This window comes from Saccharothrix sp. CCNWYY140 (assembly GCF_037401995.1).
Classification (GTDB): Bacteria; Actinomycetota; Actinomycetes; order Mycobacteriales; family Pseudonocardiaceae; genus Actinosynnema.
This window is the reverse complement of sequence record NZ_JBBEGC010000067.1, coordinates 1-21,956: the sequence shown is the minus strand read 5'-3', so window position 1 is coordinate 21,956 and position 21,956 is coordinate 1. Positions and strand designations below refer to the sequence as shown.

Sequence of the window (21,956 nt, the reverse complement as noted above, 5' to 3'; positions counted from 1 at the left end):
AAAGCAGGGAGCCGGCACGCAGCTCTCACGCCCCGCCGAACGCCCGTTCGGCGGCTTCGGCTTTGCTGGTCACGCCGAGCTTGCGGTACACGTTCTCCAGGTGCTTCTCCACCGTTCGCACGCTGATCCGCAGCACCTGTGCGGCTTGTGCACTTGTACGGCCGCCGCGCACCAGCCACAGCACATCGGATTCACGTGCTGTCAGGTTCGCGGTGATGGCCGCCGGCCTGGTCCGCGTGATGGTCTCGGAAAGCAGCAGCGCCGCGGACATGTTGTGCCTGTACAGCCGCACGGTGAGCCGCCGCGATCCGCGGGTCACGACGTACGGCTGCGGCGCGAGGGTTTGGCCGGCCAGCCACGCCCCGAGCTCCTCGGGCAAGACCCCGCCTTCCCGTCCCGGCCTGCGGAAATAGGTCGTGAGGAGGAGCCTGGCCGACCGGTTGGCGACCCTGATCCGGCCGAGCGGCCCGAGCAGGACGACCCCGTAGGCGGTGTCGTCGACCCCCTCCAGGGCGACCAGCGCGGAGTCGAACCACGACCGGGCCGACGCGGTGGCCACCAGGTTGGCCAGGTACGGCCGGGCGAGCCGCGTCAAGGCCAGTTCGGCGTCGGTGAAGTCGGACCGGCCGCGGTTGAACACCAGGATGGTCGACACGCCGAGATCCGCGGTGAGCCGGCAGACCAGTTGGTGCGCGATGCCGAGCGGCCGGTAGAACTCCTGGTAGATGCCCAGGTCGCGCACCTGGCGCAGACCGGCCACGTCACTCAGCCTGGCCGCGTCCAGGTCGGCGGTGCGCAGGAAGTGCCGCAGGAGCGGGTGTTCGGGCACGTGCCGGGTGAAGACCTCTTCCAGCTCGCTGGTCTCCCACGCGTCCGGCACGGACAACTGCTCGCTGCGGCCGGTCCTCGGGTCGATCGACTGGTAGGCGACGATGTCGCCGCCGACCACTTCGGTGATCGTCGACAACACCTGACGGCGCACGTCTTCGGTGCCCGGTTGTTCGACATCTCGCAGTGCCGCAAGCAGCTTGTTGAGGTCGGCCTCCCGAATCCCCGCCACATCGACGAGCGTACGAGCGTCACGACGCCTCGGGGTGCGAGCGACCGAACCGCGCCCGGTACTCCGAGGGGCTGAGCCCGGTCCGCCGCCGGACCTGCGCCCGCAGGTTGGACACCGACCCCAGCCCCGACCGCCGCGCCACCACGTCCAGCCGCACCTCGTCGCGCTCCAGCAACGTGCACGCCAGGTCCACCCGTGCCGCCGTCAGCCAGGCCAGCGGGGTCGTGCCCACCTCCTGCTGGAACCGCCGGTGCAGGGTCGCCGGGCTCACCGCGGCGCGACCGGCCAGCGCCGACACCGTCAACGGCTCGTCCAGCCGCTCCCGCGCCCAGTCCAGCAGCGGTGTCAGGGACGTGTCCGGCACCGTCGGCACCGCGCGCTTCACGAACTGGCGCTGCCCGCCGTCCCGGTGCGCCGCGAACACCAGCCGCCGGGCCACAGTGTTCGCCACCTCGACCCCGTGGTCCAGCCGGACGAGGTGCAGCCCGAGGTCCAGCGCCGCCGCGCTCCCCGCCGCCGTGTACACGCCGTCCTCCACGTACAGCACGTCGGGAACCACCGTGACCTGCGGGAACAGGGACCGGAACCGGTCGGCCCACCGCCAGTGCGTGGTGGCCGTGCGCCCGTCCAGCACCCCGGAGTACCCCAACGTGAACGCCCCGGTGCAGAAGCTGACCAGCCGCGCGCCCCGCGCCCCAGCGGCCCGGACGGCGTCCAGCACGGCCTCGGGCGGCCTCGCCTCCGGATCGGGCCGGTTGGGCACGATCACCGTGTCCGCGTCCTCCACGGCTTCCAACCCGGGCACCCCGGACAGCGTGAAGAACCCGTTGTGCATGGTCACCGGCCCTGGGGCGCACAGCGTGAACGAGTACCACGGCCGGTCGCCCAGCTCCGGCCGCGCCAACCCGAACAGCTCGGTGGCGACCCCCATCTCGAACGGGTTGGACCCGTCGTCGACGATCATCACCACGCGGTGCGAGGAACCAGGCGACATGTGCGATTCCTAGCACTCACCCCGTCCACACCGCCACCACCAGCATGGACGCATGAACATCGACCAGGCCCTGGCGAGCTTCGACGACCTGTGGAGCCCGCGCGTGCTCGCGACCGTCAACGACTACGACGTCCGCGTGGCCAAGGTGCAGGGCGAGCACGTCTGGCACGCGCACGCCGACACGGACGAGTTCTTCCTCGTCCTGCACGGTGAACTCGACATCGCCCTGCGCGACCGGACCGTCCACCTGCGCAAGGGCGACACGTTCGTGGTCCCGAAGGACGTCGAGCACAAACCGTCCTCCGCGGACGGCGCCCACATCCTCATGATCGAGCCGACCGGCACGCTGAGCGTCGGGGACCGCCACGAGGAGGTCCCCGACCACGTCGACGTGACCACCGGTCACGCGCTCACGACGCCGTGACGCCCTTCCCCAGCACGGTCACGCCGCCGGCCGACACCGTGTAGCGCTGCCGGTCCATCGCGTGGTCCACGCCGATCAGCGCCCCGTCCGGCACGACCACGTTCTTGTCCAGGATCGCCCGCCGCACCACCGCGCCGCGCCCGATCCGCACACCCGGCAGCAGCACGCTGCCCTGCACCACCGAGCCGCTCTCCACGACCACGTCCGACGAGACCACGGACCCGTGGATGGTGCCGGAGATGATCGACCCCGGTCCGACCATCGAGTCCTCGGCGCTGCCGCCCGCGATGAACTTCGCCGGCGGCAGCGGCGGGGTCGCCGTCCGGATCGGCCAGGCCTGGTTGTAGAGGTTGAACACCGGCCGCACCGACACCAGGTCCATGTGCGCCTCGTAGTAGGCGTCGATGGTCCCCACGTCCCGCCAGTAGCCGCGGTCGCGCTCGGTCTCTCCGGGCACGACGTTGTCGGAGAAGTCGTAGACGTGCGCCTGGCCCTGATCGACCAGCATCGGGATGATGTCGCCGCCCATGTCGTGGTCGGAGTCCGGGTTGGCCGCGTCCGCCCGCAGCGCCTCCAGCAGGGCCTCCGTGGTGAACACGTAGTTGCCCATCGAGGCGAACGTGACCTCCGGGTCGCCCGGCACGTGCGGCGGGTCGGCGGGTTTCTCCAGGAACCGGGTGATCTGCCCGAACTCGTCGGAGTCGATGCACCCGAACGCCTTGGCCTCCGCGCGCGGCACCCGGATGCCCGCCACCGTCACGCCCGCGCCGGACTGGATGTGCTGGTCGACCATCTGACCGGGGTCCATCCGGTACACGTGGTCGGCGCCGAAGATGACGACGTGGTCCGGCTTCTCGTCGTTGACCAGGTTCAGCGACTGGAAGATCGCGTCGGCGCTGCCGGTGTACCAGCGGGGGCCGAGGCGCTGCTGGGCCGGGACCGGCGTGACGTACTGTCCGAGCACATTGGACAGCCGCCACGTGGTGGAGATGTGCCGGTCCAGCGAATGGGATTTGTACTGCGTCAGCACGCAGAGCCGGACGAACCCGGCGTTGACGAGGTTGGACAGCACGAAGTCGACGAGCCGGTAGTTACCGCCGAAGGGCACCGCGGGCTTTGCCCGGTCGGCGGTCAACGGCCACAACCGTTTGCCTTCGCCACCGGCGAGGACAATTCCTAGTACATGCGGTTGCCCTTTCACGACAACGACCCTAACCGTGCGGCGACCCGCCCACCACGGCGAAGTAACGCAGACCCGCGCTGTTCACCCGGACGTCCGGCACCCCGGGGTTACGGTGGGCGGCGTGCGAATTGGACTGCTGACACGGGAGTACCCGCCGGAGGTCTACGGCGGAGCCGGGGTGCACGTCGGTTGCCTCGTGCCGAGGCTGCGGGAGCTGGTGGACGTGGACGTGCACGCCTTCGGCGGGCCGCGACCGGACGCCGTCGCCCACAACCCGGCGCCGTCCCTGGACGGCGCGAACGCGGCGCTGGGGGTGCTGTCGGCGGACCTGGAGATCGCCGCGGCGCTGGGCGGGGTGCAGGTGGCGCACTCCCACACCTGGTACGCCAACATGGCCGGGCACCTGGCGAAACTGCTCCACGGCATCCCGCACGTGGTCACCGCGCACTCGCTGGAGCCGCGCCGGCCGTGGAAGGCCGAGCAGCTCGGGGGCGGGTACCGGATCTCGTCGTGGGTGGAGCGCACCGCGTACGAGGCGGCGGACGCGGTCATCGCGGTGAGCGACGGGATGCGGGCCGACGTGCTGGACTGCTACCCGGCGCTGGACCCGGCCCGGGTGCACGTGGTGCGCAACGGCATCGACACCGCCGAGTACCACCCGGTGGAGGAGACGGACGCGCTGGTGCGGCACGGGATCGACCCGGCGCGCCCGATCGTCACCTTCGTCGGGCGGATCACCCGGCAGAAGGGCGTGGGGCACCTGGTCGCCGCCGCGCACCGGATCTCGCCGGAGGCCCAGGTCGTGCTGTGCGCGGGCGCGCCGGACACGCCGGAGATCGCCGAGGAGACCCGGCTCGCGGTGGCGGAGCTGGCGGCGGCGCGGCCCGGGGTGGTGTGGATCCAGCAGATGCTGCCGCAGGCGGACGTGCGGCAGATCCTGAGCCACTCGGCGGTGTTCGTGTGCCCGTCGGTGTACGAGCCGCTGGGGATCGTGAACCTGGAGGCGATGGCGTGCGGCACCGCCGTGGTGGCGTCGGACGTCGGCGGCATCCCCGAGGTGGTGGACCACGACCGGACCGGGCTGCTGGTGCACTACTCGGCCGACGACGAGGCCGCGTTCCGGACCGGGCTGGCGGACGCGGTGAACGCGCTGCTGGCGGACCCGGCTCGGGCGCGGGCGTTCGGCGTCGCCGGGCGGGAGCGGGCGGTGCGGGAGTTCTCGTGGGCGACCGTGGCCGAGGAGACCGTGGCGGTGTACGAGGCGGCCCTCTCGAACAGCGTTAAGTGATCACCTTCCTCCGCTAATGTGATGTGAGTCACAGCAACAAAACGCAACCCCTGAGCGTTCCAACGGCCTTTATCCAGTAGGGGATCGACTACTGGGGGTCATCATGCGGTGGGTTGTGCTCGTCTGCCTGCTCTTGGCGGGCTGCGGCGCGGCGCCGGAGCGCACGGCGGCGGAACCGGTGCCGCTCACCATCGGCGGGAGGCCGGTGGTGGACGCGCAGGGGTTGCAGATGCAGGCCGAGGCGGAGCTGAGCTACACCCTCAGCTTCGGGTACGTGGCGCGCGCCGGTGACGCGGTGAACTGCTGGTTCGCCCGCACCGGCGCGCAGGACGAGGTGGACCGGCGGCTGTGGTGCGGCCCCGTGCAGGTGCCCGGCACGGCCGCGTCCACCGACTGGGTGCCGGTGCCGCTGAAGGAGGTCGAGCAGAGCGACGGCGGCGTGCGGCTGGAGGTCGAGCCGCCGCAGGTGCCGGACCCGGGCAACCGGAGCACACCGCTGGGCAGGCTGGTGCGCACCGACGGCCGGGAGGCCGACGCGAACCAGGGCGCGGGTCTCGCGGGTCCGGACTTCCTCGCCGTGCAGCCCGACGACGGCCGGCCGCTGGACGCCGCGTCGGGCCTGGTCCGGGACGACCAGCTGGCGCTGCGGATCACCGGGTACGGGAGCCCGGAGTCGTGGACGACCGAGCGGGGCGAGCTGCGCGCCGAGCACGGGGTGCGGCTGCGGGTGCTGCGGCTGTCGGTGGAGCGGCTGCGGGAGACGGACACGGCGTTCCGCCAGGCGCCGTGGAGCGGGTGGCTGCCGCAGCCGCCGGAGGCCGCCCTCCAGGTGCCGGGCAAGCGCCACGCCCTGCCGACCGACCGGCTGCCGGAGACCGGGTCGGTGTTCGTGGTCTACACCGTGCCCGACGCCGGCGGTCAGGAGGCGTTGGTGCTGAACACGGTCGGCGCGAAGTCGTTGGAACAGCGCGTGGAGGTGCCTTCGGGGGTCGTGCTGGGCGATCCCGTCGCGGCGCTGCGCCGCCCGGCGGGTCCGGAGCAGCCGACACCGGTCGCCCACCGGGTCAAGGTCGGCGGTGACGAGGGTGCCGTGCGGGTCGAGCGGGTCCGCCTGGGCCGCCAACGCCCGGTGAACGTGGACGGCCAGCGGTACGGGTTGGCGACCGCGTCCGCGCCGGACAAGGCCCTGCTGGAACTGCGCCTCCAGGGCGAGGACCTGCCGCAGACCGCGGGGGCGGCGCTGACCAAGGACCTGGTGGTGGTGACCTTGCCGGACGGGACCCGGGCGCCGGCGGTGGGCGCGCGCTACGGCGGCGACACCTTCCCGGTGGCGGTGGTGGTCGAGGTCCCGGCGGACGTCCGCTCGGTCTCGGTCTCGGTGACCGCGGGGACGGTGGAACTGCCGATCCTGGGCGCGGTCGCGCTCGAACCCGGCGACCCGGCGGTGGTGCCTCTCGACTTCTGATCAGGGGCGGAGTGCCGGCCGGGGGTCGCGGAGTGCCGGCCGGGGGTCGGGGAGTCCTGGCCGGAGGCGGCGGGATCCTGGCCGGGGGTCGCGGAGTTCTGGGCGCGGGTGGCGAACAGGACCGCGACCGCCGCCAGGGCGAGCCAGCCGATCACCAGGGCGACCAGCCCGGACCAGCCCCACTGCTGGTAGGCCGTGCTGCCCGCCGTCCCGCCCGCGCTGCTGCCCACGTAGAAGGCGAACAGGTACGCGCCCGACGCGGGTCCCTTCGCGCGCGCCCGTGCGCCGACCCAGCCACTGGCCACGGCGTGCACCGCGAAGAACCCGCCGGTGAACACCGCCAGCCCCACGCCGACCGCGACCAGGCTGTCGGGCACGGTGGCCAGGGTGCCGACCGCGGTGATCGCCAGCGCCGCGACCGCGATCACCGCCCGCCCGTGCCGGTCGGCCAGCCGGCCCGCCACGGCCGAGCACACCCCGCCCGCCGCGTACGCCAGGAACACCAGGGAGGCCAGGCTCGGCGGCAACGCCAGCCGGAACGCGATCACGTTGAACAACGACACGAACGCGGACACCACGAGCACCGCGACGGCGTACAGGGCCACCAGCACGGGGTCGGTCAAGGCCGAGCGCAACCCGGCCTCGCGTCGGACCGACGGCTTGCCCGCGGGCAGGTAAAAGGCCGTGACCAGGGCGCATGCCAGTGCGAAACCGCCGACCAGGCCCAGGGCACCGCGCCAGCCCAGCCAGTCCGTCCCGATGCCGGCGAGCAGCCGCCCGATCATGCCGCCCGCGCTGTTCCCCGCGATCAACGCGCCGATCGCCGCACCGATCGCGGCGGCCTCGTCGGCCAGGAACGCCATCGCCACCGCCGGGACGCCCGCCGTCGCCACGCCTTGCAACACGCGCAACGCGAGGAACACCGGGTAGCTCGGCGCGAGCGGCAGCAGGAGCCCGATCACGGCCGCGAGCAGTACCGACCACACGATCACCCGCCGCCGCCCGACCCGTTCCGCCAGCACGGCGCACGGGATCACGGCCAGCGCCAACGCCCCGGTCGCCGCGCTCACCGCCAGCGACGCGGTGCCCGGTCGGAGTCCGAACTCGGCCGCGAGCTGCGGCAGGACCGGCTGCGGCGCGTACAGCAGCGCGAAGGTCGCCAGGCCGGTCGAGACGGTGGCCGTGGTGAGGCGGGTCGGCATGTTGTCGACGCTAAACTATGCGTCCAATACGTTGATTCAGCACAATTGATGCTGTGATGGATGAATTGGCCCCGAAACTGGCCGTGCTCCGGGCGTTGGCGGAGGACGAGCACGTGACGCACGCGGCGCTGGCGGTCGGCGTGCCGCAGCCCACGGTCAGCCGGTGGCTGGCGTCGATGGGCGAGTCGCTCGGGTCGCCGCTGGTGGTGCGCAGCGGCCGGCGGGTGCGGCTGACCCGGGCCGGGCGGCTGCTGGCGTCGGCGGCGGACCGGGCGCTCGCGGTGTTCGAGGCCGGGCACCGGGCGGCGGTGGAGGAGGTCGACCCGTCGCGCGGGATGGTCGCCCTCGGGTTCCTGCACCTGCTCGGGCGGTCGCTGGTGCCCGAGTTCGTGCGCGGGTTCCGCGGAGCGCACCCGCACGTGCGGTTCCGGCTGGTGCAGGACTCGCGGCGGGTCGTGCTGTCCCACCTGGAGGACGGGGTCGTGGACCTGGCGCTGGTCGCGCCGCCGCCGGAGGGCTCGACCTTCGAGCACGCCGTGGTCCGCACGCAGGAGCTGGTCCTGGTGCTGCCGCCGGGGCACCGGCTGGCGGGCCGGGACGCCGTCGAGGTCGCCGAGTTGGCCGACGAGGAGTTCGTCGGGCTGGAACGCGGCTACGGGCTCCGGCAGATCACCGACGACCTGTGCGCGGCGGCCGGGTTCGTGCCGCGCCTGGCGTTCGAGGGGCAGGAGACGGAGACCGTCCGCGGCCTGGTCGCCGCCGGCCTCGGGGTCGCGCTGCTGCCGCACGCCGAGGGTCCGACCGGCCTGGTGGAGCTGCCGCTGTCCCCGCGCGCCCGCCGCGAGATCGCCCTGGTGTGGTTGGCGGACGTCCCGCTGCCGCCGGCGGTGCGGGCGTTCCGGGACCACGTTCGGGACGCTTGACCGGGTGGTCGAACGCGTGGCGTGAAGGGAAAAAGGCGGAATTTCTCCCTATCGAGGGATGCGGCACACGATGGCGTGGAGCCGAATGCGGCGGTCCTGGCACCGGGCCACGATGAGCGGGAAAGCCCGAACCCCGAGGAGGAATCCGTGCGCAACCTCGTCCGCCTGGTCGCGGCCACCGCGTTGTCCCTGCCCGTGCTCGTCGGCGCCGCCGGACTGGCGTCCGCCGACTCCGCGGGCTACTTCGGGGACACGCTCGGCGTGGGCCCGTTGGGGCTGACCTACGACGACACGGATGCCGGCGCCCACGACGGCGAAGCCTTCTACCACAACGAGCACATCCACACCGGTGAGCTGGGCACGTTCGTGGGCCACACGTGGTCCTGGGCGGACGACGGCGACCACCACGGCGAGCACGGCGACCACGACGGCCCCTCGGCGGAGCACTACGGCGAAGTCATCCACATCAGCCCGTTGGGCTTCTTCACCCATTCCCACGGCAGTTTCGCCGAATCGGACTGAGCCCCCGAACCGGACTGAGCTCCCGGAACCGGACTGAGCTCCCGAACCGGACCGGGCTCCCGAACCGGACCGAGCCCGATCCGGACCCGAGCCCCCGTCCGAACCGAGCGCCCGGCCGCTGAGCGGACAGCGATTCCGCTCAGCGGCCGTGGCTGTTCTCAGCGGCCATAGCCCGCCACGAATTCCACGAGGGTGCGCGCGGCGAAACCGGTCGCGCCCGCCACCACCTCGTCGTAGTTCTTCTCCGACCGCGCCGGGCCGGCGATGTCCAGGTGCGCCCACGGCAGCCCGCCGGTGAACTCGCGCAGGAACAGCGCGGCCGTGATGCCGCCCGGACCGGGCGGGCACTGGCGCAGGTCGGCGATGTCGCTCTTCACGTCCTCCGCGAGGTCTTCCAGCAGCGGCATCCGCCACCAGGCCTCGCCGACCCGCGTGCCGGCGTCCGCGACCGCCGCCGCCACCGCGTCGTCGGAGGCGAACAGGCCGCCGGTCCGCACGCCCAGGCTGATCTTCATGGCCCCGGTGAGGGTGGCGACGTCCACCAGCACGTCCGCGCCGAGCTCGTCCACCGCGTAGGCGAGGGCGTCGGCCATCACCATCCGGCCCTCGGCGTCGGTGTTGGTCACCTCGGTGGTCAGGCCGCCGAAGTGCCGCACGACGTCACCAGGGCGGTAGGACGTGCCGGACACGTGGTTCTCCGCCGAAGGCACCAGACCCGTCACCCGGACGGGGAGGCTGCGCCGGGCGATGGCGATCATGGCTGCGATGACGGCCGCGCCGCCGGCCATGTCCGTGCGCATGAGGTGCATGCCCTCGGCGGGCTTGACGGAGATGCCGCCGGTGTCGAACGTGATGCCCTTGCCGACCAGCACGATGTGCGGGCCGGTCGACGCGCCCTCCCAGGTCAGGTGCACCAGGCGGGGCGGCCGGGACGAACCCGAACCCACCGCCAGCACCCCGCCGAACCCGCTGCGGGCCAGCCACTTCTCGTCGCGGACCTCGACCCCGAGCCCCGGCACCGCCCCGGCCAGCTTGGCGGCGGTCGTGGCCAGCCACGCCGGGTCCTTGACGTTGGACGGGGCGTTGGCCAGGTCGCGGGTCAGGGCGGTGGCGGCGGCCAGGTCCACGGCGACCCGCACGTCCCCGGCGTCCGCGCCGACCAGGCGCAGCGACTTGATCCGCTTCGGCGCGTCCTGCCCGGTCACCTTGAACCGGTAGCCGCCCAGGACCAGGCCGAGCACGAAGGACCGCACGTCGGCGTCGGGCGTGAGCAGCACGTCGAACGTGGTGGCCCCGCCGCGCTCGACGTCGCCGTTCAGGGCGCGCACCAGGCCCGCGCCGGCCGTGCGCCAGTCGGACGGGGCGCCCGCGCCGACGCCCAGCACCCAGCACCCGTCCTGCTTGGTGGTCGTGCCCGCCCCGCCGGTGACCTCGGCGGTCACCTCGACGTCCGCCCCGCCCGGACCGAGGACGACCGGGTCGCCGGGTGTCGCCAGCACGACCGCGCCCACGCCGCGGCGGACCGTGTCGGCCGCCTCGACGGCGAGAAGGGGTGTGGGCAGGGGCAGGCGCACGGCAGGGTCCTCCACGTACTCGGGTCGGGTCACGACGTAGCGATGCCCCGGTTCCACTGTGGAACCGGGGCGTCGACGATTCTCGCTCCGGCTGGGGTCAGCCAGCGGCTGCCTTGAGGGCGTCGCCCAGGGCGTTGGCCTCGTCCGCCGACATCTCGACGACGAGGCGCCCCCCACCCTCGAGTGGAACGCGCATCACGATGCCACGCCCCTCCTTGGTGACCTCAAGGGGACCGTCGCCGGTCCGGGGCTTCATGGCCGCCATCGCGTGCTCCCTCCGTCAACTTCTTCCCCGTCCGACCAGGGCCGGATACCGACCCATTCTCCCCTATGCGGACTCGGCGGCGAAACCGAACCGATCTTCTCGTCGGCGCCGGGAGTGGTTGACGATCTTGGTCAACGCCCAGTTCAGGGCCAGGATCGCCGTGCCACAACGATTTCCGCCGCGCTTTTTCTCCCGTCACCTGGTTGTGACCAATTCGGCGGCTGTGGCGTGTCGCGGGGTCGCCCTGACAGACTCGGAACCCGTGCGGGCACGTTCGGCGCTCTTCGACGTCTACGGCGGCCACCTGCGGGAGCGGGGTGGCGCCGCGACCATCGCCGCCCTCGTCCGGCTGCTCGAACCGCTGGACTTCGCCGCGCCCGCCGTCCGCACCGCCGTGTCCCGCACCGTGCGGCAGGGCTGGCTGGAGCCGGTCCGCCTGCCGTCGGGGCCCGGCTACGCCATGACCCCGCGCGCGGAGCGCCGGCTGGACGAGGCCGCCGCGCGCATCTACCGGACCCGGCCGTCCACGTGGGACGGTCGCTGGCACGTCGTGGTGCTGGAGGAGCTGCCCGCCCGCGAGGCGCGGGACCGGCTGGCGTCCTCGCTGCAACTGCTCGGCTACGGGGCGTTGGGCCCCGTGACGTGGATCGCACCCCGGCCGTCCCCGGAGCTGGCCGACGTGCTGGCCGGCGAGGGTGTGGTGGCGAGCACCTTCCACGGCGAGCACGAGGGCGAGCCGGCCGCGCTGGCGGCGCGGGCGTGGGACCTGGGCACGCTGGGCCGCGACTACGCCCGGTTCGTCGCCGAGTGGGCGCCGGTGGTGTCCGCTGTGGACGGTACGTCGCCCGCCGGGGCGTTCGCGGCGTCCCAGCGCTTCCTGCACGCGTGGCGGAAGTTCCTGTTCCGCGACCCCGGACTGCCCCGCGAACTGCTGCCGGAGGACTGGCCGGGCACCGCGGCGGCCGAGTTCTTCGACCAGCACACCGCACGGCTCGCGCCCGCGGTGCGCAAGTTCGTGGACGACAGCCTCGACTAGTGCATGGAGGTCCCACCCGTGTCCGAACTCCTCGTCGACGACGCCGACGGCGTTCGCACCTTCACCCTGAACCGGCCCGAGTCGTACAACTCGTTCACGGTGGCGTTGAAGGAGCAGTTGCTGGCGGCCGTCCAGGAGACCGCCGCGGACCCGTCGGTGCGCGCGGTGGTGATCACCGGCGCCGGCAAGGCGTTCTGCGCGGGCCAGGACCTCAAGGAGCACATCGCGCTGCTGGAGGCCGGCGACCCGGCCCCGTTGCACACCGTCGAGCGGCACTACAACCCGCTGGTCAAGGCCATCGTGGGGATGCCGAAGCCGGTGATCGCGGCGGTCAACGGGATGGCGGCGGGCGCCGGGGCGTCCCTGGCGTACGCGTCGGACCTGCGGGTCGCGGCGGTGTCGGCGAAGTTCCTGATGGCGTTCGCGAACGTCGGCCTGACGGCGGACTCGGGCGCGTCCTGGACCCTGCCCAGGCTCATCGGCCACGGTCGGGCGATGGAGATGATGCTGCTGGCGCAGCCGGTGCCCGCCGAGGAGGCGCTGCGCATCGGCATGGTGAACCAGGTCGTGCCGGACGGCGAGGCCCTGTCCACGGCCCAGGCCCTGGCCCGCAAGCTGGCGGCGGGGCCGACCACGGCCTACGCCAAGATCAAGGAGGCGATGGCCTTCTCGGGTGAGCTGGCGGCGGCACTGGACGTCGAGGCCCGCACGCAGGCCGAGGCCGGCGCCACCGCCGACCACCGCGAGGCGGTCGCCGCGTTCGTGGAGAAGCGCCCGGCCCAGTTCAAGGGCCACTGAGCTGCGGCCACCGGTCCCGGCGTCAGGGCGTCGGGGCCGGTGTGCCGGCCCGGAAGCAGCTCGCGATGTGGTCGTCGACCATGCCGGTGGCCTGCATCAACGCGTAGCAGGTGGTCGGGCCGAGGAAGACGAAGCCCCGGCGCTTGAGCTCCTTGGCCATCGCCTTGGACTCCGCCGTCACCGCGGGCACGTCCGCGATCGTGGCCGGGCGCACGTGGTCCTCCGGGGCGAAGGACCACAGCAGCTCGTCCAGGCCGCCGTCCAGCTCGGCCACCAGCCGCGCGTTGTGGATGGCCGCGTTGATCTTCGCCCGGTTCCGGACGATGCCCGCGTCCGCCATCAGGCGGTCGAAGTCGTCCTGGCCGTAGGCGCCGACCACGGCCGGGTCGAAGCCCGCGAACGCCCGCCGGAAGTTCTCGCGCTTGCGCAGGATCGTGATCCAGGCCAGGCCCGACTGGAAGGACTCCAGGCACATCCGCTCGAACAGCGCGACGTCACCGTGCAGCTCGACGCCCCATTCGGTGTCGTGGTACTCGATGTAGTCGGGTGTGCTGACGCCCCACGGGCATCTCTCCATCAGCGGTACTCCCGGGCGAACGACGTGAACCTGTGCAGCGACCAGCGCACGCCCGGCAGGAACGCCAGGCCGAGCGCGGGGTTGATGTCCTCGGACCACACGAACTCGCTCGACGCGCCGCGGTCCACCACCCGGAACTCCGCGGTGCCGCGCACGACCCGACCGGTGTGCTCGACGGCGCAGCGGACGGGTGGCTCCCACGCGGTGATCCGCATGGTGTCGGTGAACCCGATCGGGCCGACGCCCGTGAAGGCCGACAGCGACGACCCGACGCTCCGGCCGTCACCGGACACCACCCGGACGCGGGTGAGCAGCATCCACTCCCCCTGCCGGGCCCAGTCGGTCACCGCCGCCCAGGTCCGCTCGGCCGGGACGTCCACGCCGACCCGCAGCTCAAGCCGGGTCACGCTCGGCCTCCCGAACGGAGGCGTCGTGAGCGGAGGCGTCGTGAGCGGAGGCGTCGTGAGCGGAGGCGTCGTGAGCGGCGATGTCCCGGGCGGAGTCCTCCCGAGCGGGGATCTCGCCGGAAGCGGTCTCCAGCTCCGCCACCCGCACGCGCAACCGCTCGACCTCGGCCGCCAGCCGGTCCAGGGCCCAGTCGACCTCGGTCATCTTGTAGCCGCGGAACACCTGCTGGAACTGCAAGCCCCGGATGTCGTCGGGTGTGACGTCCTCGGCGGGCAGGCGCGTGGGCGACGCTCCGGGCGGCAGCGGCGCCAACTCCTCGCCGCGGCCGAAGAGGAGCGAGGCGAGCAGGAACACCACCGCCGCCACGAGGACCATGACGAGGAGGTAGATGAGCGCGCTGGTCACCCGACGATCGTGACACACACCCACGACAGTTCGCGGTGAACGCCCCGGGAACCACGAACCTCCGCGTCCGGGAACCGCCGGCCGCTACGCCGCGAGCGCCAGGCACCGGCGGGCCGACATGCCCAGCCACACGCACATGACCAGCGACACCAGGGACCCCACGACCACCGGCGGAGAGAACAGCAGGACCCCCGGGCTCAGCACCGCCGTCCCGGCCAGGATCGCCAGGTACCCGGCCACCACGGCGGTCACGCCGCCGGTCGCGCACCAGCCCGCCCACCGCGCCAGCCGCACCGACCCGACCCCGCGCACCACGAGCCTCCGCCCCACCAGCAGCGCCGCCAACGCCACCCCCGCGACGACCCACGCGGTCGAGTCGTTGACGGTCGCCAGCAGCACGTACCAGCCGGGGACCGGCGTGTCCTCGCCGAAGTACAGGCCGAACCACAACGCCCGGTTCAGCTCCCACATCAGGTGCGCCAGCGGCGGCAGCAGCAGGAGGGTGCGCAGGGTCCGCGCGCCGTGGGCCAGCGCCAGCAGGCTCTGGTAGTCGCGGGCGATCTCCGGCAGCGGCCCGAACTCGGCCACCGCCCGCCGACGCGCCTCCACCGGGTCCAGACCGCCCGAGACGTGGGCCTCGGCAGCGTCCTCCAGGCCGTCGCGCGCCTCGGCGAGCAGGTCCGCGCGCCCCGGTCCCCGCAGACGTCGGCCGAGCGCGGTCACGTAGTCGTCGATCACGTCCACGTCAGGCCGCCGAGAAGACAAGGCACCGGCGTGCCTGGACGCCCAGCCCGGCCATCACCGCGTACATGGCCACGGTCGCCAGGCTCACCGGCGGCGACAGCTCCAGCAGCCGCGACACGTCGACGCTGGCCGTGGCCACGATGACGGACAGGCTGCCCACCAGGGGCGCGGCGACCGCCGCCACGGCCACCCCGCCGGCCAGCCGCGCCAACCGGCCCGTGCCCACGCCGCGCCGGGCCAGCACCCGCCCGGTCACCAGGGCGACCAGCACCGCGCCGGCCACGCCCCACGAGACCCAGTCGTTGAACCGGGCCACCAGCAGGTACCAGCCGGGCAGCGGGATGTCCCCGTCCGGCCACGCGCCCATCCAGAACCGCCGGTTCATCTCCCACAGCACGTGCACCAGCGGCACCACGACGAGCACCGTCCGCAGGGTCCGCGCGCCGTGCGCGAGGGCCAGCAGGCTCTGGTAGCCGCGGGCGATCTCCGCCGCCGGCCCGAAGTCCGCCACTGCCCGCCGCCGCGCGTGCACCGGGTCGAGGCCGCCGGCCTCGTACGCCGCCGCCGCGTCCTCCAGGCTGTCGCGGGCCTCGGCGAGCAGGTCCCGCTTGAGGTGACCGGGACCGCGCAACCGCCGGTCCAACGCCGTCACGTACTCGTCGATGTCGATCACGCCTGCGCCGGCCACGGCCCGCCCCCCAGCACTCCCTCGATCGCGGCGGTGAACTCGCGCCACGCCGTCCGCTCGGCCGCCAGCGCCCGCTGCCCGGCCTTGGTCAGCCGGTAGGTGCGCCGCTGCCGGCCGCCCACCGTGCTCCACTCGCTGCTCACCAGGCCGGCCGTCTCCAGCCGCCGCAGCGCCGGGTAGACGGTGCCGGTGGGCAGGTCCAACACCCCTCCGCTGCGCACCTGGAGCGCCTCGATGATCGCGTAGCCGTGCAGCTGCTTGCCGTCGAGCGTGGCCAGCAGCAGCGCGTCGAGGTGGCCGCGCACCGCGTCGGGCTTCATAGGTAGGCACTCTACGGGTCGAGGACCGGGGACACATCGGGGACAACCCCGATTCACATGTTGGCTGCCTACATATACCGTCCCTACTCATGGACACACTCGGGCTGGCCCGGCTGCAATTCGCCGTGACCACGTCGTTCCACTTCCTGTTCGTGCTCCTCACGCTCGGACTGGTCACGCTGGTCGCCGTCACGCAGACGCGGGCGACGCTCTCCGCCAACCCCGTGCACGCGCGGATGACCCGGTTCTGGGGCCGGCTCTACGTCGTCAACTACGCGCTGGGCATCGCGACCGGCATCGTCATGGAGTTCCAGTTCGGCCTGAACTGGTCGGGCCTGTCGCACTACGCGGGCGACGTGTTCGGCGCGCCGCTGGCCGTCGAGACACTGGTGGCGTTCTTCCTGGAGTCGACCTTCCTGGGCCTGTGGATCTTCGGGTGGGACCGGCTGAACAAGTGGGTGCACCTGGCCCTGATCTGGCTGGTCACCCTCACCGCCTACGCCTCCGCGCTGTGGATCATGACCGCGAACGCGTTCCTCCAGCACCCGGTGGGCCACCAGGAGCAGGACGGGGTGCTGCGGCTGGTCGACTTCTCGGCGCTGCTGAGCAACCCCTTGTTCGGCACGGCCGTCACGCATGTCGTTTTCGCGGCGCTGACCGTGGGCGGGGTGTTCGTGACCGGGGTCAGCGCGTTCCACTTCATCCGGCGCACGGCCGAGGTCGAGTTCTTCCGGCGCTCCCTGCGGCTCGGCGTGGTCACCACGGCCCTCGCCGCGCCGATGGTGGTCGGCGTCGGCTTCGCGCAGTTCCCGATCCTCGGCGAGTTCCAGCCCGACAAGACCGAGGCGGCGGGCGCGGCGGGTGGCGCGGGGCTCGGGTTCATGATCCAGATCGGGTTCCTGCTGCTGCTGGCGAGCTGGATCACCGTGCCGCTGCTGTTCCGCGACTGGGTCGTGAAGATGCGCTTCCCGCTGTACCTGATGGTCATCGGCATCCCGTTGCCGTTCATCGCGGCCATCGGCGGCTGGCTCTACCGCGAACTGGGCCGGCAGCCGTGGCTGGTCTACGGGCTGCTGCGCACCGAGGACGCGATGTCGGGGGCCACCCGGGACGGGATGTTGTTCTCGTTCGTCGCCTTCACCGCCGTGTTCGCCGTCCTCGCCGTCGCCGACTGGGTGCTCATCGCCCGGCTGGCCGGGCGCGGCCCGGTCGAGGCGCGCGTCCCGGTGTCCCCGCTGGTCCCGGCTCTGTAGAGGGGTGTGTCGTGGAAGGTGTGTGGGTGGTCCTGCTCGGGGTGCTGACGGCGGGGTACTTCGCGCTGGCGGGCTTCGACTACGGCGTCGGGCTGCTGTACCGGTTCCTGGGGCGCGACGAGCCCGAGCGGACGCGGGTGCTGCGCGCGATGACGCCGTTCTTCCTGGGCAACGAGGTGTGGCTGGTCGCGGCGGTCGGCGTGCTGTTCGGCGCGTTCCCCCGGCTGGAGGGGGAACTGCTGTCCGAGCACCGGGTCGGGTTCGTGACCGTGCTGGTGGGCCTGGTGCTGTTCACCGCCGCCGTGCAGCTGCGGATCGGGCCGTTCTGGGACGTGTTCGTGGTGGGCGGCGCGCTGGTGGTCGCGGTGGGCTGGGGCGTGCTGCTGGCTGACGTGCTGGGCGGTCCGCCGGTGCTGTGGGCGTTCGGGCTGGTGTCGCTGTTCTTGTTGCACGGCGCGGTGTTCCTGGCTTGGCGGCTGGAGGATCCGGCGCGGGCGCTGGTGGTGGCCCGGGTGCTGTTCGCGCCGGTGGCGGTGTTCGTGGTGGCGGCGGTGTTCCTGCGCGGTCCGGTGGAGGCCCCGGCGGTCGGCCTGGTCGGCGCGGCGGTGGCCCTGCTCGCGTTGGCCGGGGCTTGGTCCGCCTTGCGGGCACGGGCTTTCCGGCTCGCGTTCCTGGGCACGGGGGTGGTGTGCGCGGCGCCGGCGCTCGCTGTGTTCGGGGCGCGGGACGTGGTGACGCCCGAGGTGATGTCGCACGCGCCGACGTTGCAGGCGTTGGGTTGGGTGGCGGCGGTCGTGCTGCCGTTGGTGCTGGTGTTCCAGTGGGCGACGTGGAGACTGTCCCGTGCGGCACGCTGACCGGCGGTACGTCGTCACGCTGGCCCTGCTGGGGGTCGTGACGGCGGGCCTGGTGCTCGTGCAGGCCGAAGCCCTGGCCACGGTGTTGAGTGGTGGCGGCGGGTTGTTCGTCCTGGTCGGGGTCGTGGCCGCGCGTGGCGCGTTCGTGTGGCTCGGACGTGTTGTCGCACAACGGGAAGCGGCGTCGGTGAAGGCCGCGCTGCGCAAGCGGGTGCTGCGGGACGGCTCGGGCTCCACCGGGGCCGTCACCACGCTCGTGGTCAAGGGGTTGGACGCCATCGAGCCCTACCTGGCCGGGTACCTGCCGCAGCTCGTGGTGTCCGTGACGGTGCCGGTGGCGGTGCTGGCGCGGCTGTCGTTCGCGGACTGGACGGCCGCGCTGACCATCGCCGTCACGCTGCCGCTGGTGCCGGTGTTCGCCGCGCTGGTCGGGATGCACACGCGGGAGCGGACGCGGCGGCAGTGGGAGGGCCTGGCCGAGGTCGGCGGGCACTTCCTCGACGTCGTGCGCGGGCTGGGAACGCTGCGGCTGTTCGGCCGCGCCGCCGCGCAGGCCGGGACCGTGCGGGCGATGGCCGGTGCGCACGCGTCGGCCACCATGCGGACCCTGCGGGTGGCGTTCCTGTCCGCGCTGGTCCTGGAGCTGGTGGCGACGCTGTCGGTGGCGCTGGTGGCGGTGCCCGTGGGCCTGCGGCTGCTGCACGGCGGGGTGACCCTGCACGTGGCACTGCTCGTGCTGCTGCTCGCGCCCGAGGCGTACTTGCCGCTGCGGGCGGCCGGCGCGCAGTTCCACGCCGGCGCCGAGGGGCTCGCCGTGCTGGAGCAAGCGTTTGCGGCCCGGCCTCCGGCGATGGTCGCCGGGCGGCGGGTGCCGGACCTGCGGGTCGCGGCGATCGAGTGCGAGGCGGTGTCGGTGCGCTACCCGGGTCGGGACGAGCTGGCGCTGGACCGGGTGTCGCTGCGGCTGGCGGCCGGGGAGCGGGTCGCCCTGGTGGGGCCGAGCGGGGTGGGCAAGAGCAGCCTGCTCGCGGTGCTGCTGGGCGAGGTCGAGCCGTGCGCCGGGCGGGTCCTGGTGGACGGCGTGGACCTGCGGGAACTGGACCGGGGGGAGTGGCTGGCGCAGCTGGCGTGGGTGCCGCAGCGGCCGACGCTGTTCCCGGGGACGGTCGGGGAGAACATCGCTCTCGGGACCGACGTGGACGTGCTATCGGCTGCTCAGGCGGTCGGGTTGGGGGATCTGGTGGAGGCGCGGCACACGCTGTCGGCCGGGGAGCGGCAACGGGTGGCACTGGCGCGCGCGATGGTGCGGGATTCGGCGCGGGTGCTCCTGCTCGACGAGCCCACCTCGCGGTTGGACGGCCGGACCGAGGACACCGTGCTGCGGGTCGCCCGGGACTGGTCGCGCGGGCGCACGGCCCTGGTCGTGGCGCACCGGCCGGCGCTGCTGGACGCGGTGGACCGGGTGGTGGAGCTGCGATGAGGCTGGTGGTGGCGGTCCTGGTCGGGGTGGCGGCCGAGTTGGCCGGCATCGGGCTGATGACGACGGCCGTGTGGCTCGTGATGCGGGCGGCCGAGCAGCCGCCGATGTCCGCTTTGACCGTGGCGATCGTCGCGGTGCGGACGCTGGCCCTGGCCCGGGGCGGGCTCCGGTACGCCGAGCGGCTGGCCGGGCATGGAGCTGTCTTGCGGGCGATGGTCGAGGTTCGCGGGCGGGTGTACGAATCGTTGGTGCGGCGGCCTTTGCGTGACGGGGACGCGCTGACTCGACTGGTGTCCGATGTGGACGCGGTGCAGGACGCGGTGCTGCGGTGCCTGCTGCCGGCGTGTGTGGCCGGGTTGGTCGGCGTGACGGCGGTCGTGGTGGTGCCGTCGTTGGCTGTCGGGGTTGTCGTGGTCGGGGTGGTGCTGCCGCTGGTGGCTTTTGTGTTGGCGGACCGGCACCTGAGGGCGTTGGCACCGCTGCGGGCCGTCTTGGCGGAGCGGACCGTGACGCTGCGGGAGGGCGCGGCGGAGTTGCGGGCGTTCGGGGCGTTGGAGGGTGAGCTGGCACGGACCGACGCCGTGGTGGACGAGTTGGCTGTGAGGGAGCGGCGCGGGGCGTTTCCGGCGGCAGTGCTGGCCGGGGTGGCAGTGGTGGTCCAGTTCGGGGTCGCGGTCGTGTTGCTGGTCCAGGCGTCGCCGGCGCACGTCGTGCTCGGGTCGGTCGCGGTGCTGGAGGTGATGGTGCCGCTGACGGGTGCGGCGCAGAAGTGGGCCGAGGTGCGTGGTTCGGTCGCGCGGGTGCGGGAAGTGCTTGGCGCACAGGGGAAGAGCTTCGACCGCGAGCCGCTCGTGGATGTCACGGGGTATCGGCGGATCGGGGTCGTGGGGCCCAGTGGCGCGGGCAAGAGCACGTTGCTGCGGGTGATCGCGGAGAAGCACGGTGCCAAGGGCGTGCTGGACGACGCTCACGTCTTCGAACGGACCGTGCGCGAGAACGTCCTGTTCGCCAAGCCCGGTGCCACCCAGGCCGAACTCGACCGCGTGGCGGCGATCGCCGACCTCGACGTGGACTGGGACGCCGAGGCGAAGCTGTCCGGAGGCCAGCGGCAACGCCTGTTCCTGGCCCGTGCCCTGCTGGCCGATCCGGACATCCTGCTGCTGGACGAGCCCGTCGAGGGCTTGGCGATCCGGCACGGGGACGAGGTGCTGAGCCGGGTGCTCGACGCGGCCAGGGGCACGGTCGTCCTGGTGACCCACCGACTCGCGCCACTCCAGGACTTCGACCATGTCGTCGTGGTCGAGGACGGCCAGGTCACCCAACGCGGCACACACGACGAGTTGGCGTCCGTCCCCGGCTACTACCGAGACCGCTGGATCTCGGAGCACATCGGCGACCGGTCGGTCATGCCAACAGTCCACTAGGGACAGTGCCAGGCCGATCAGGCCAACGCCCGCAACACCTTCGCCGGCGGACGCGTGCCCGCGATCCCGGCCACCATCTCCACCACGTGCCGGGTCTGCTTCACCTGGTGCGCCCGGAACACCTTCGCGCCGAGCCAGGCGGCGACGGAGGTGGCGGCAAGCGTCCCGTCCACCCGGTCGGCGAGGTCGGCCCCGAGGGTCTCCCCGACGAAGTCCTTGTTGGACAACGCCATCAACACCGGCCACCCGGTGCCGACCAGCTCGTCCAACCGACGCAACAACTCCAGCCCGTGCCAGGTGTTCTTGCCGAAGTCGTGCGTTGGGTCGATCAGCACCCCCTGACGTGGCACCCCCACCGACACCATCCGCTCAGCCCGCGCCATAAGTTCGTCGACAACAGCAGCAACGACGTCCTCATACCGAACCCGATGCGGGTCCGTACGCGGCGGAAGCCCTCCGGTGTGCGAACACACGATCCCGACCCCGAACTCAGCCGCCACCTCGGCCAAGAGGGGGTCAGCCCCAGCCCAAGTGTCATTGATGAGATCAGCCCCCACCTCACACACCGCCCGCCCCACCTCATGCCGCCAGGTGTCGACACTGATGACGAGGTGGGGGTGCCGCTCCCGAACAGCCGCCACGAAGGGAACTACACGGCGGATCTCCTCGGCAGTACCGACATGCTCCCCCTTGGACCCGGCCTTCACCCCACCGATGTCCACGATGTCGGCTCCGTCGGCGACAGCCCGATCGACGGCGGCCATCGCGGCATCGTCGGAGAAGGTGGCCCCTTGGTCGTAGAAGGAGTCGCGCGTGCGGTTGACGATCGCCATCACCAGGGCGCGATCCTGGGGCACGTCCTTCGACCCGAAACGAAGCATGAGAACCATCGTGCCACCCACCCCAAACCACCCCACTGCACCACCCACCGTCCGCTTTTCCGCCCGCAGGGCGGGGTGCTTTTCCGCCGAAGGCGCAAGCCAAGCGGCAGCGCCCACGGGAAGGGCCTCGGTTTCTTTCCCCGTCCGGCCTGGGCGAAGCCCAACCACGCTTGGTCCGTTTTTGC

The 21,956-nt window shown here is 72.7% G+C and carries 22 protein-coding genes and 1 pseudogene; 10 read left to right on the top strand and 13 right to left on the bottom strand.

Going from position 1 to position 21,956, the window contains the following annotated elements; all coding sequences use genetic code 11:
* Positions 1-25: 25 nt before the first annotated feature.
* A complete protein-coding gene (locus WBN91_RS25580) occupies positions 26-1,060 on the bottom strand; it encodes a helix-turn-helix transcriptional regulator (RefSeq protein WP_337725196.1) in 1,035 nt (344 codons plus the stop codon).
* Between the two features lie 19 nt (positions 1,061-1,079).
* Entirely contained in the window at positions 1,080-2,054 is a 975-nt protein-coding gene (locus WBN91_RS25575) for a helix-turn-helix domain-containing protein (RefSeq protein ID WP_337725197.1), read from the bottom strand.
* Positions 2,055-2,106: 52 nt separating this feature from the next.
* Between WBN91_RS25575 and WBN91_RS25570 the strand changes: the two genes are divergently transcribed.
* A complete protein-coding gene (locus tag WBN91_RS25570; protein WP_337725198.1) occupies positions 2,107-2,478 on the top strand; it encodes a cupin domain-containing protein in 372 nt (123 codons plus the stop codon).
* On the opposite strand, the gene glgC is transcribed toward WBN91_RS25570, so the two are convergent.
* Positions 2,465-3,679, bottom strand: coding sequence for a glucose-1-phosphate adenylyltransferase (glgC, locus tag WBN91_RS25565; RefSeq protein WP_337725199.1), 1,215 nt, complete (start codon positions 3,677-3,679; stop codon positions 2,465-2,467). The two genes, WBN91_RS25570 and glgC, sit on opposite strands and share 14 nt — an antisense overlap.
* A gap of 103 nt (positions 3,680-3,782) precedes the next feature.
* On the opposite strand from glgC, the gene glgA reads away from it, so the two are divergent.
* Entirely contained in the window at positions 3,783-4,949 is a 1,167-nt protein-coding gene (glgA, locus tag WBN91_RS25560; protein WP_337725200.1) for a glycogen synthase, read from the top strand.
* A 1,305-nt stretch (positions 4,950-6,254) separates the two neighbouring features.
* Here the strand turns inward: glgA and WBN91_RS25555 are convergent.
* Positions 6,255-7,616 (bottom strand): MFS transporter, encoded by a 1,362-nt coding sequence (locus WBN91_RS25555; RefSeq protein ID WP_337725201.1) that lies wholly within the window; start codon positions 7,614-7,616, stop codon positions 6,255-6,257.
* A gap of 56 nt (positions 7,617-7,672) precedes the next feature.
* Here WBN91_RS25555 and WBN91_RS25550 point away from each other — a divergent pair, with 56 nt between their 5' ends.
* A complete protein-coding gene (locus tag WBN91_RS25550) occupies positions 7,673-8,539 on the top strand; it encodes a LysR family transcriptional regulator (RefSeq protein WP_337725219.1) in 867 nt (288 codons plus the stop codon).
* Between the two features lie 147 nt (positions 8,540-8,686).
* On the top strand, positions 8,687-9,061 hold the full coding sequence (locus WBN91_RS25545) for a hypothetical protein (protein WP_337725202.1): 375 nt from the start codon (positions 8,687-8,689) through the stop codon (positions 9,059-9,061).
* Between the two features lie 158 nt (positions 9,062-9,219).
* Here the strand turns inward: WBN91_RS25545 and WBN91_RS25540 are convergent, their stop codons facing one another.
* Together WBN91_RS25540 and WBN91_RS25535 are read right to left on the bottom strand one after the other, a co-directional pair.
* Entirely contained in the window at positions 9,220-10,668 is a 1,449-nt protein-coding gene (locus WBN91_RS25540) for a leucyl aminopeptidase family protein (protein WP_337725203.1), read from the bottom strand.
* A gap of 64 nt (positions 10,669-10,732) precedes the next feature.
* Positions 10,733-10,900 (bottom strand): DUF3117 domain-containing protein, encoded by a 168-nt coding sequence (locus WBN91_RS25535; RefSeq protein ID WP_012783412.1) that lies wholly within the window; start codon positions 10,898-10,900, stop codon positions 10,733-10,735.
* A gap of 262 nt (positions 10,901-11,162) precedes the next feature.
* Between WBN91_RS25535 and WBN91_RS25530 the strand changes: the two genes are divergently transcribed.
* On the top strand, positions 11,163-11,936 hold the full coding sequence (locus WBN91_RS25530; RefSeq protein ID WP_337725204.1) for a PaaX family transcriptional regulator: 774 nt from the start codon (positions 11,163-11,165) through the stop codon (positions 11,934-11,936).
* An 18-nt stretch (positions 11,937-11,954) separates the two neighbouring features.
* Positions 11,955-12,734 carry an enoyl-CoA hydratase-related protein gene (locus tag WBN91_RS25525; protein ID WP_443217800.1) on the top strand — a complete coding sequence of 260 codons (780 nt, stop codon included), beginning with the start codon at positions 11,955-11,957 and terminating at the stop codon, positions 12,732-12,734.
* A gap of 22 nt (positions 12,735-12,756) precedes the next feature.
* Here the strand turns inward: WBN91_RS25525 and WBN91_RS25520 are convergent, their stop codons facing one another.
* From WBN91_RS25520 to WBN91_RS25495, 6 genes and pseudogenes are all read right to left on the bottom strand, one after another.
* Positions 12,757-13,311 (bottom strand): DNA-3-methyladenine glycosylase I, encoded by a 555-nt coding sequence (locus WBN91_RS25520; RefSeq protein WP_337725206.1) that lies wholly within the window; start codon positions 13,309-13,311, stop codon positions 12,757-12,759.
* Complete coding sequence (locus WBN91_RS25515) at positions 13,311-13,718, bottom strand: SRPBCC family protein (RefSeq protein ID WP_337725207.1); 408 nt, start codon at positions 13,716-13,718, stop codon at positions 13,311-13,313. The genes WBN91_RS25520 and WBN91_RS25515 overlap by 1 nt, the downstream gene beginning before the upstream one ends.
* A gap of 88 nt (positions 13,719-13,806) precedes the next feature.
* A pseudogene (locus WBN91_RS25510) lies at positions 13,807-14,124 on the bottom strand (DivIVA domain-containing protein); the annotation flags it as partial.
* Between the two features lie 84 nt (positions 14,125-14,208).
* On the bottom strand, positions 14,209-14,868 hold the full coding sequence (locus tag WBN91_RS25505; RefSeq protein WP_337725208.1) for a permease prefix domain 1-containing protein: 660 nt from the start codon (positions 14,866-14,868) through the stop codon (positions 14,209-14,211).
* A 1-nt stretch (position 14,869) separates the two neighbouring features.
* Positions 14,870-15,556, bottom strand: coding sequence for a permease prefix domain 1-containing protein (locus WBN91_RS25500; protein WP_337725209.1), 687 nt, complete (start codon positions 15,554-15,556; stop codon positions 14,870-14,872).
* Entirely contained in the window at positions 15,538-15,876 is a 339-nt protein-coding gene (locus tag WBN91_RS25495) for a PadR family transcriptional regulator (RefSeq protein WP_337725210.1), read from the bottom strand. Before WBN91_RS25495 ends, WBN91_RS25500 begins: the two co-directional genes overlap by 19 nt.
* Positions 15,877-15,965: 89 nt before the next feature.
* Between WBN91_RS25495 and WBN91_RS25490 the strand changes: the two genes are divergently transcribed.
* Genes WBN91_RS25490 through WBN91_RS25475 form a run of 4 tightly spaced genes read left to right on the top strand, consistent with a single transcriptional unit; the run spans position 15,966 to position 20,890 of the window.
* Positions 15,966-17,129 carry a cytochrome ubiquinol oxidase subunit I gene (locus WBN91_RS25490; RefSeq protein WP_337725211.1) on the top strand — a complete coding sequence of 388 codons (1,164 nt, stop codon included), beginning with the start codon at positions 15,966-15,968 and terminating at the stop codon, positions 17,127-17,129.
* A gap of 11 nt (positions 17,130-17,140) precedes the next feature.
* Complete coding sequence (locus WBN91_RS25485; RefSeq protein WP_337725212.1) at positions 17,141-17,986, top strand: cytochrome d ubiquinol oxidase subunit II; 846 nt, start codon at positions 17,141-17,143, stop codon at positions 17,984-17,986.
* Positions 17,973-19,466 carry a thiol reductant ABC exporter subunit CydD gene (cydD, locus tag WBN91_RS25480; protein WP_337725214.1) on the top strand — a complete coding sequence of 498 codons (1,494 nt, stop codon included), beginning with the start codon at positions 17,973-17,975 and terminating at the stop codon, positions 19,464-19,466. Before WBN91_RS25485 ends, cydD begins: the two co-directional genes overlap by 14 nt.
* The gene (locus WBN91_RS25475; RefSeq protein WP_337725215.1) at positions 19,463-20,890 is read left to right on the top strand and encodes an amino acid ABC transporter ATP-binding/permease protein; all 1,428 of its coding nucleotides are present in this window, start codon (positions 19,463-19,465) and stop codon (positions 20,888-20,890) included. The genes cydD and WBN91_RS25475 overlap by 4 nt, the downstream gene beginning before the upstream one ends.
* Positions 20,891-20,907: 17 nt before the next feature.
* On the opposite strand, the gene folP is transcribed toward WBN91_RS25475, so the two are convergent.
* Positions 20,908-21,771, bottom strand: a complete 864-nt coding sequence (gene folP, locus WBN91_RS25470; RefSeq protein WP_443217802.1) for a dihydropteroate synthase — start codon at positions 21,769-21,771, stop codon at positions 20,908-20,910.
* Positions 21,772-21,956 lie beyond the last annotated feature (185 nt).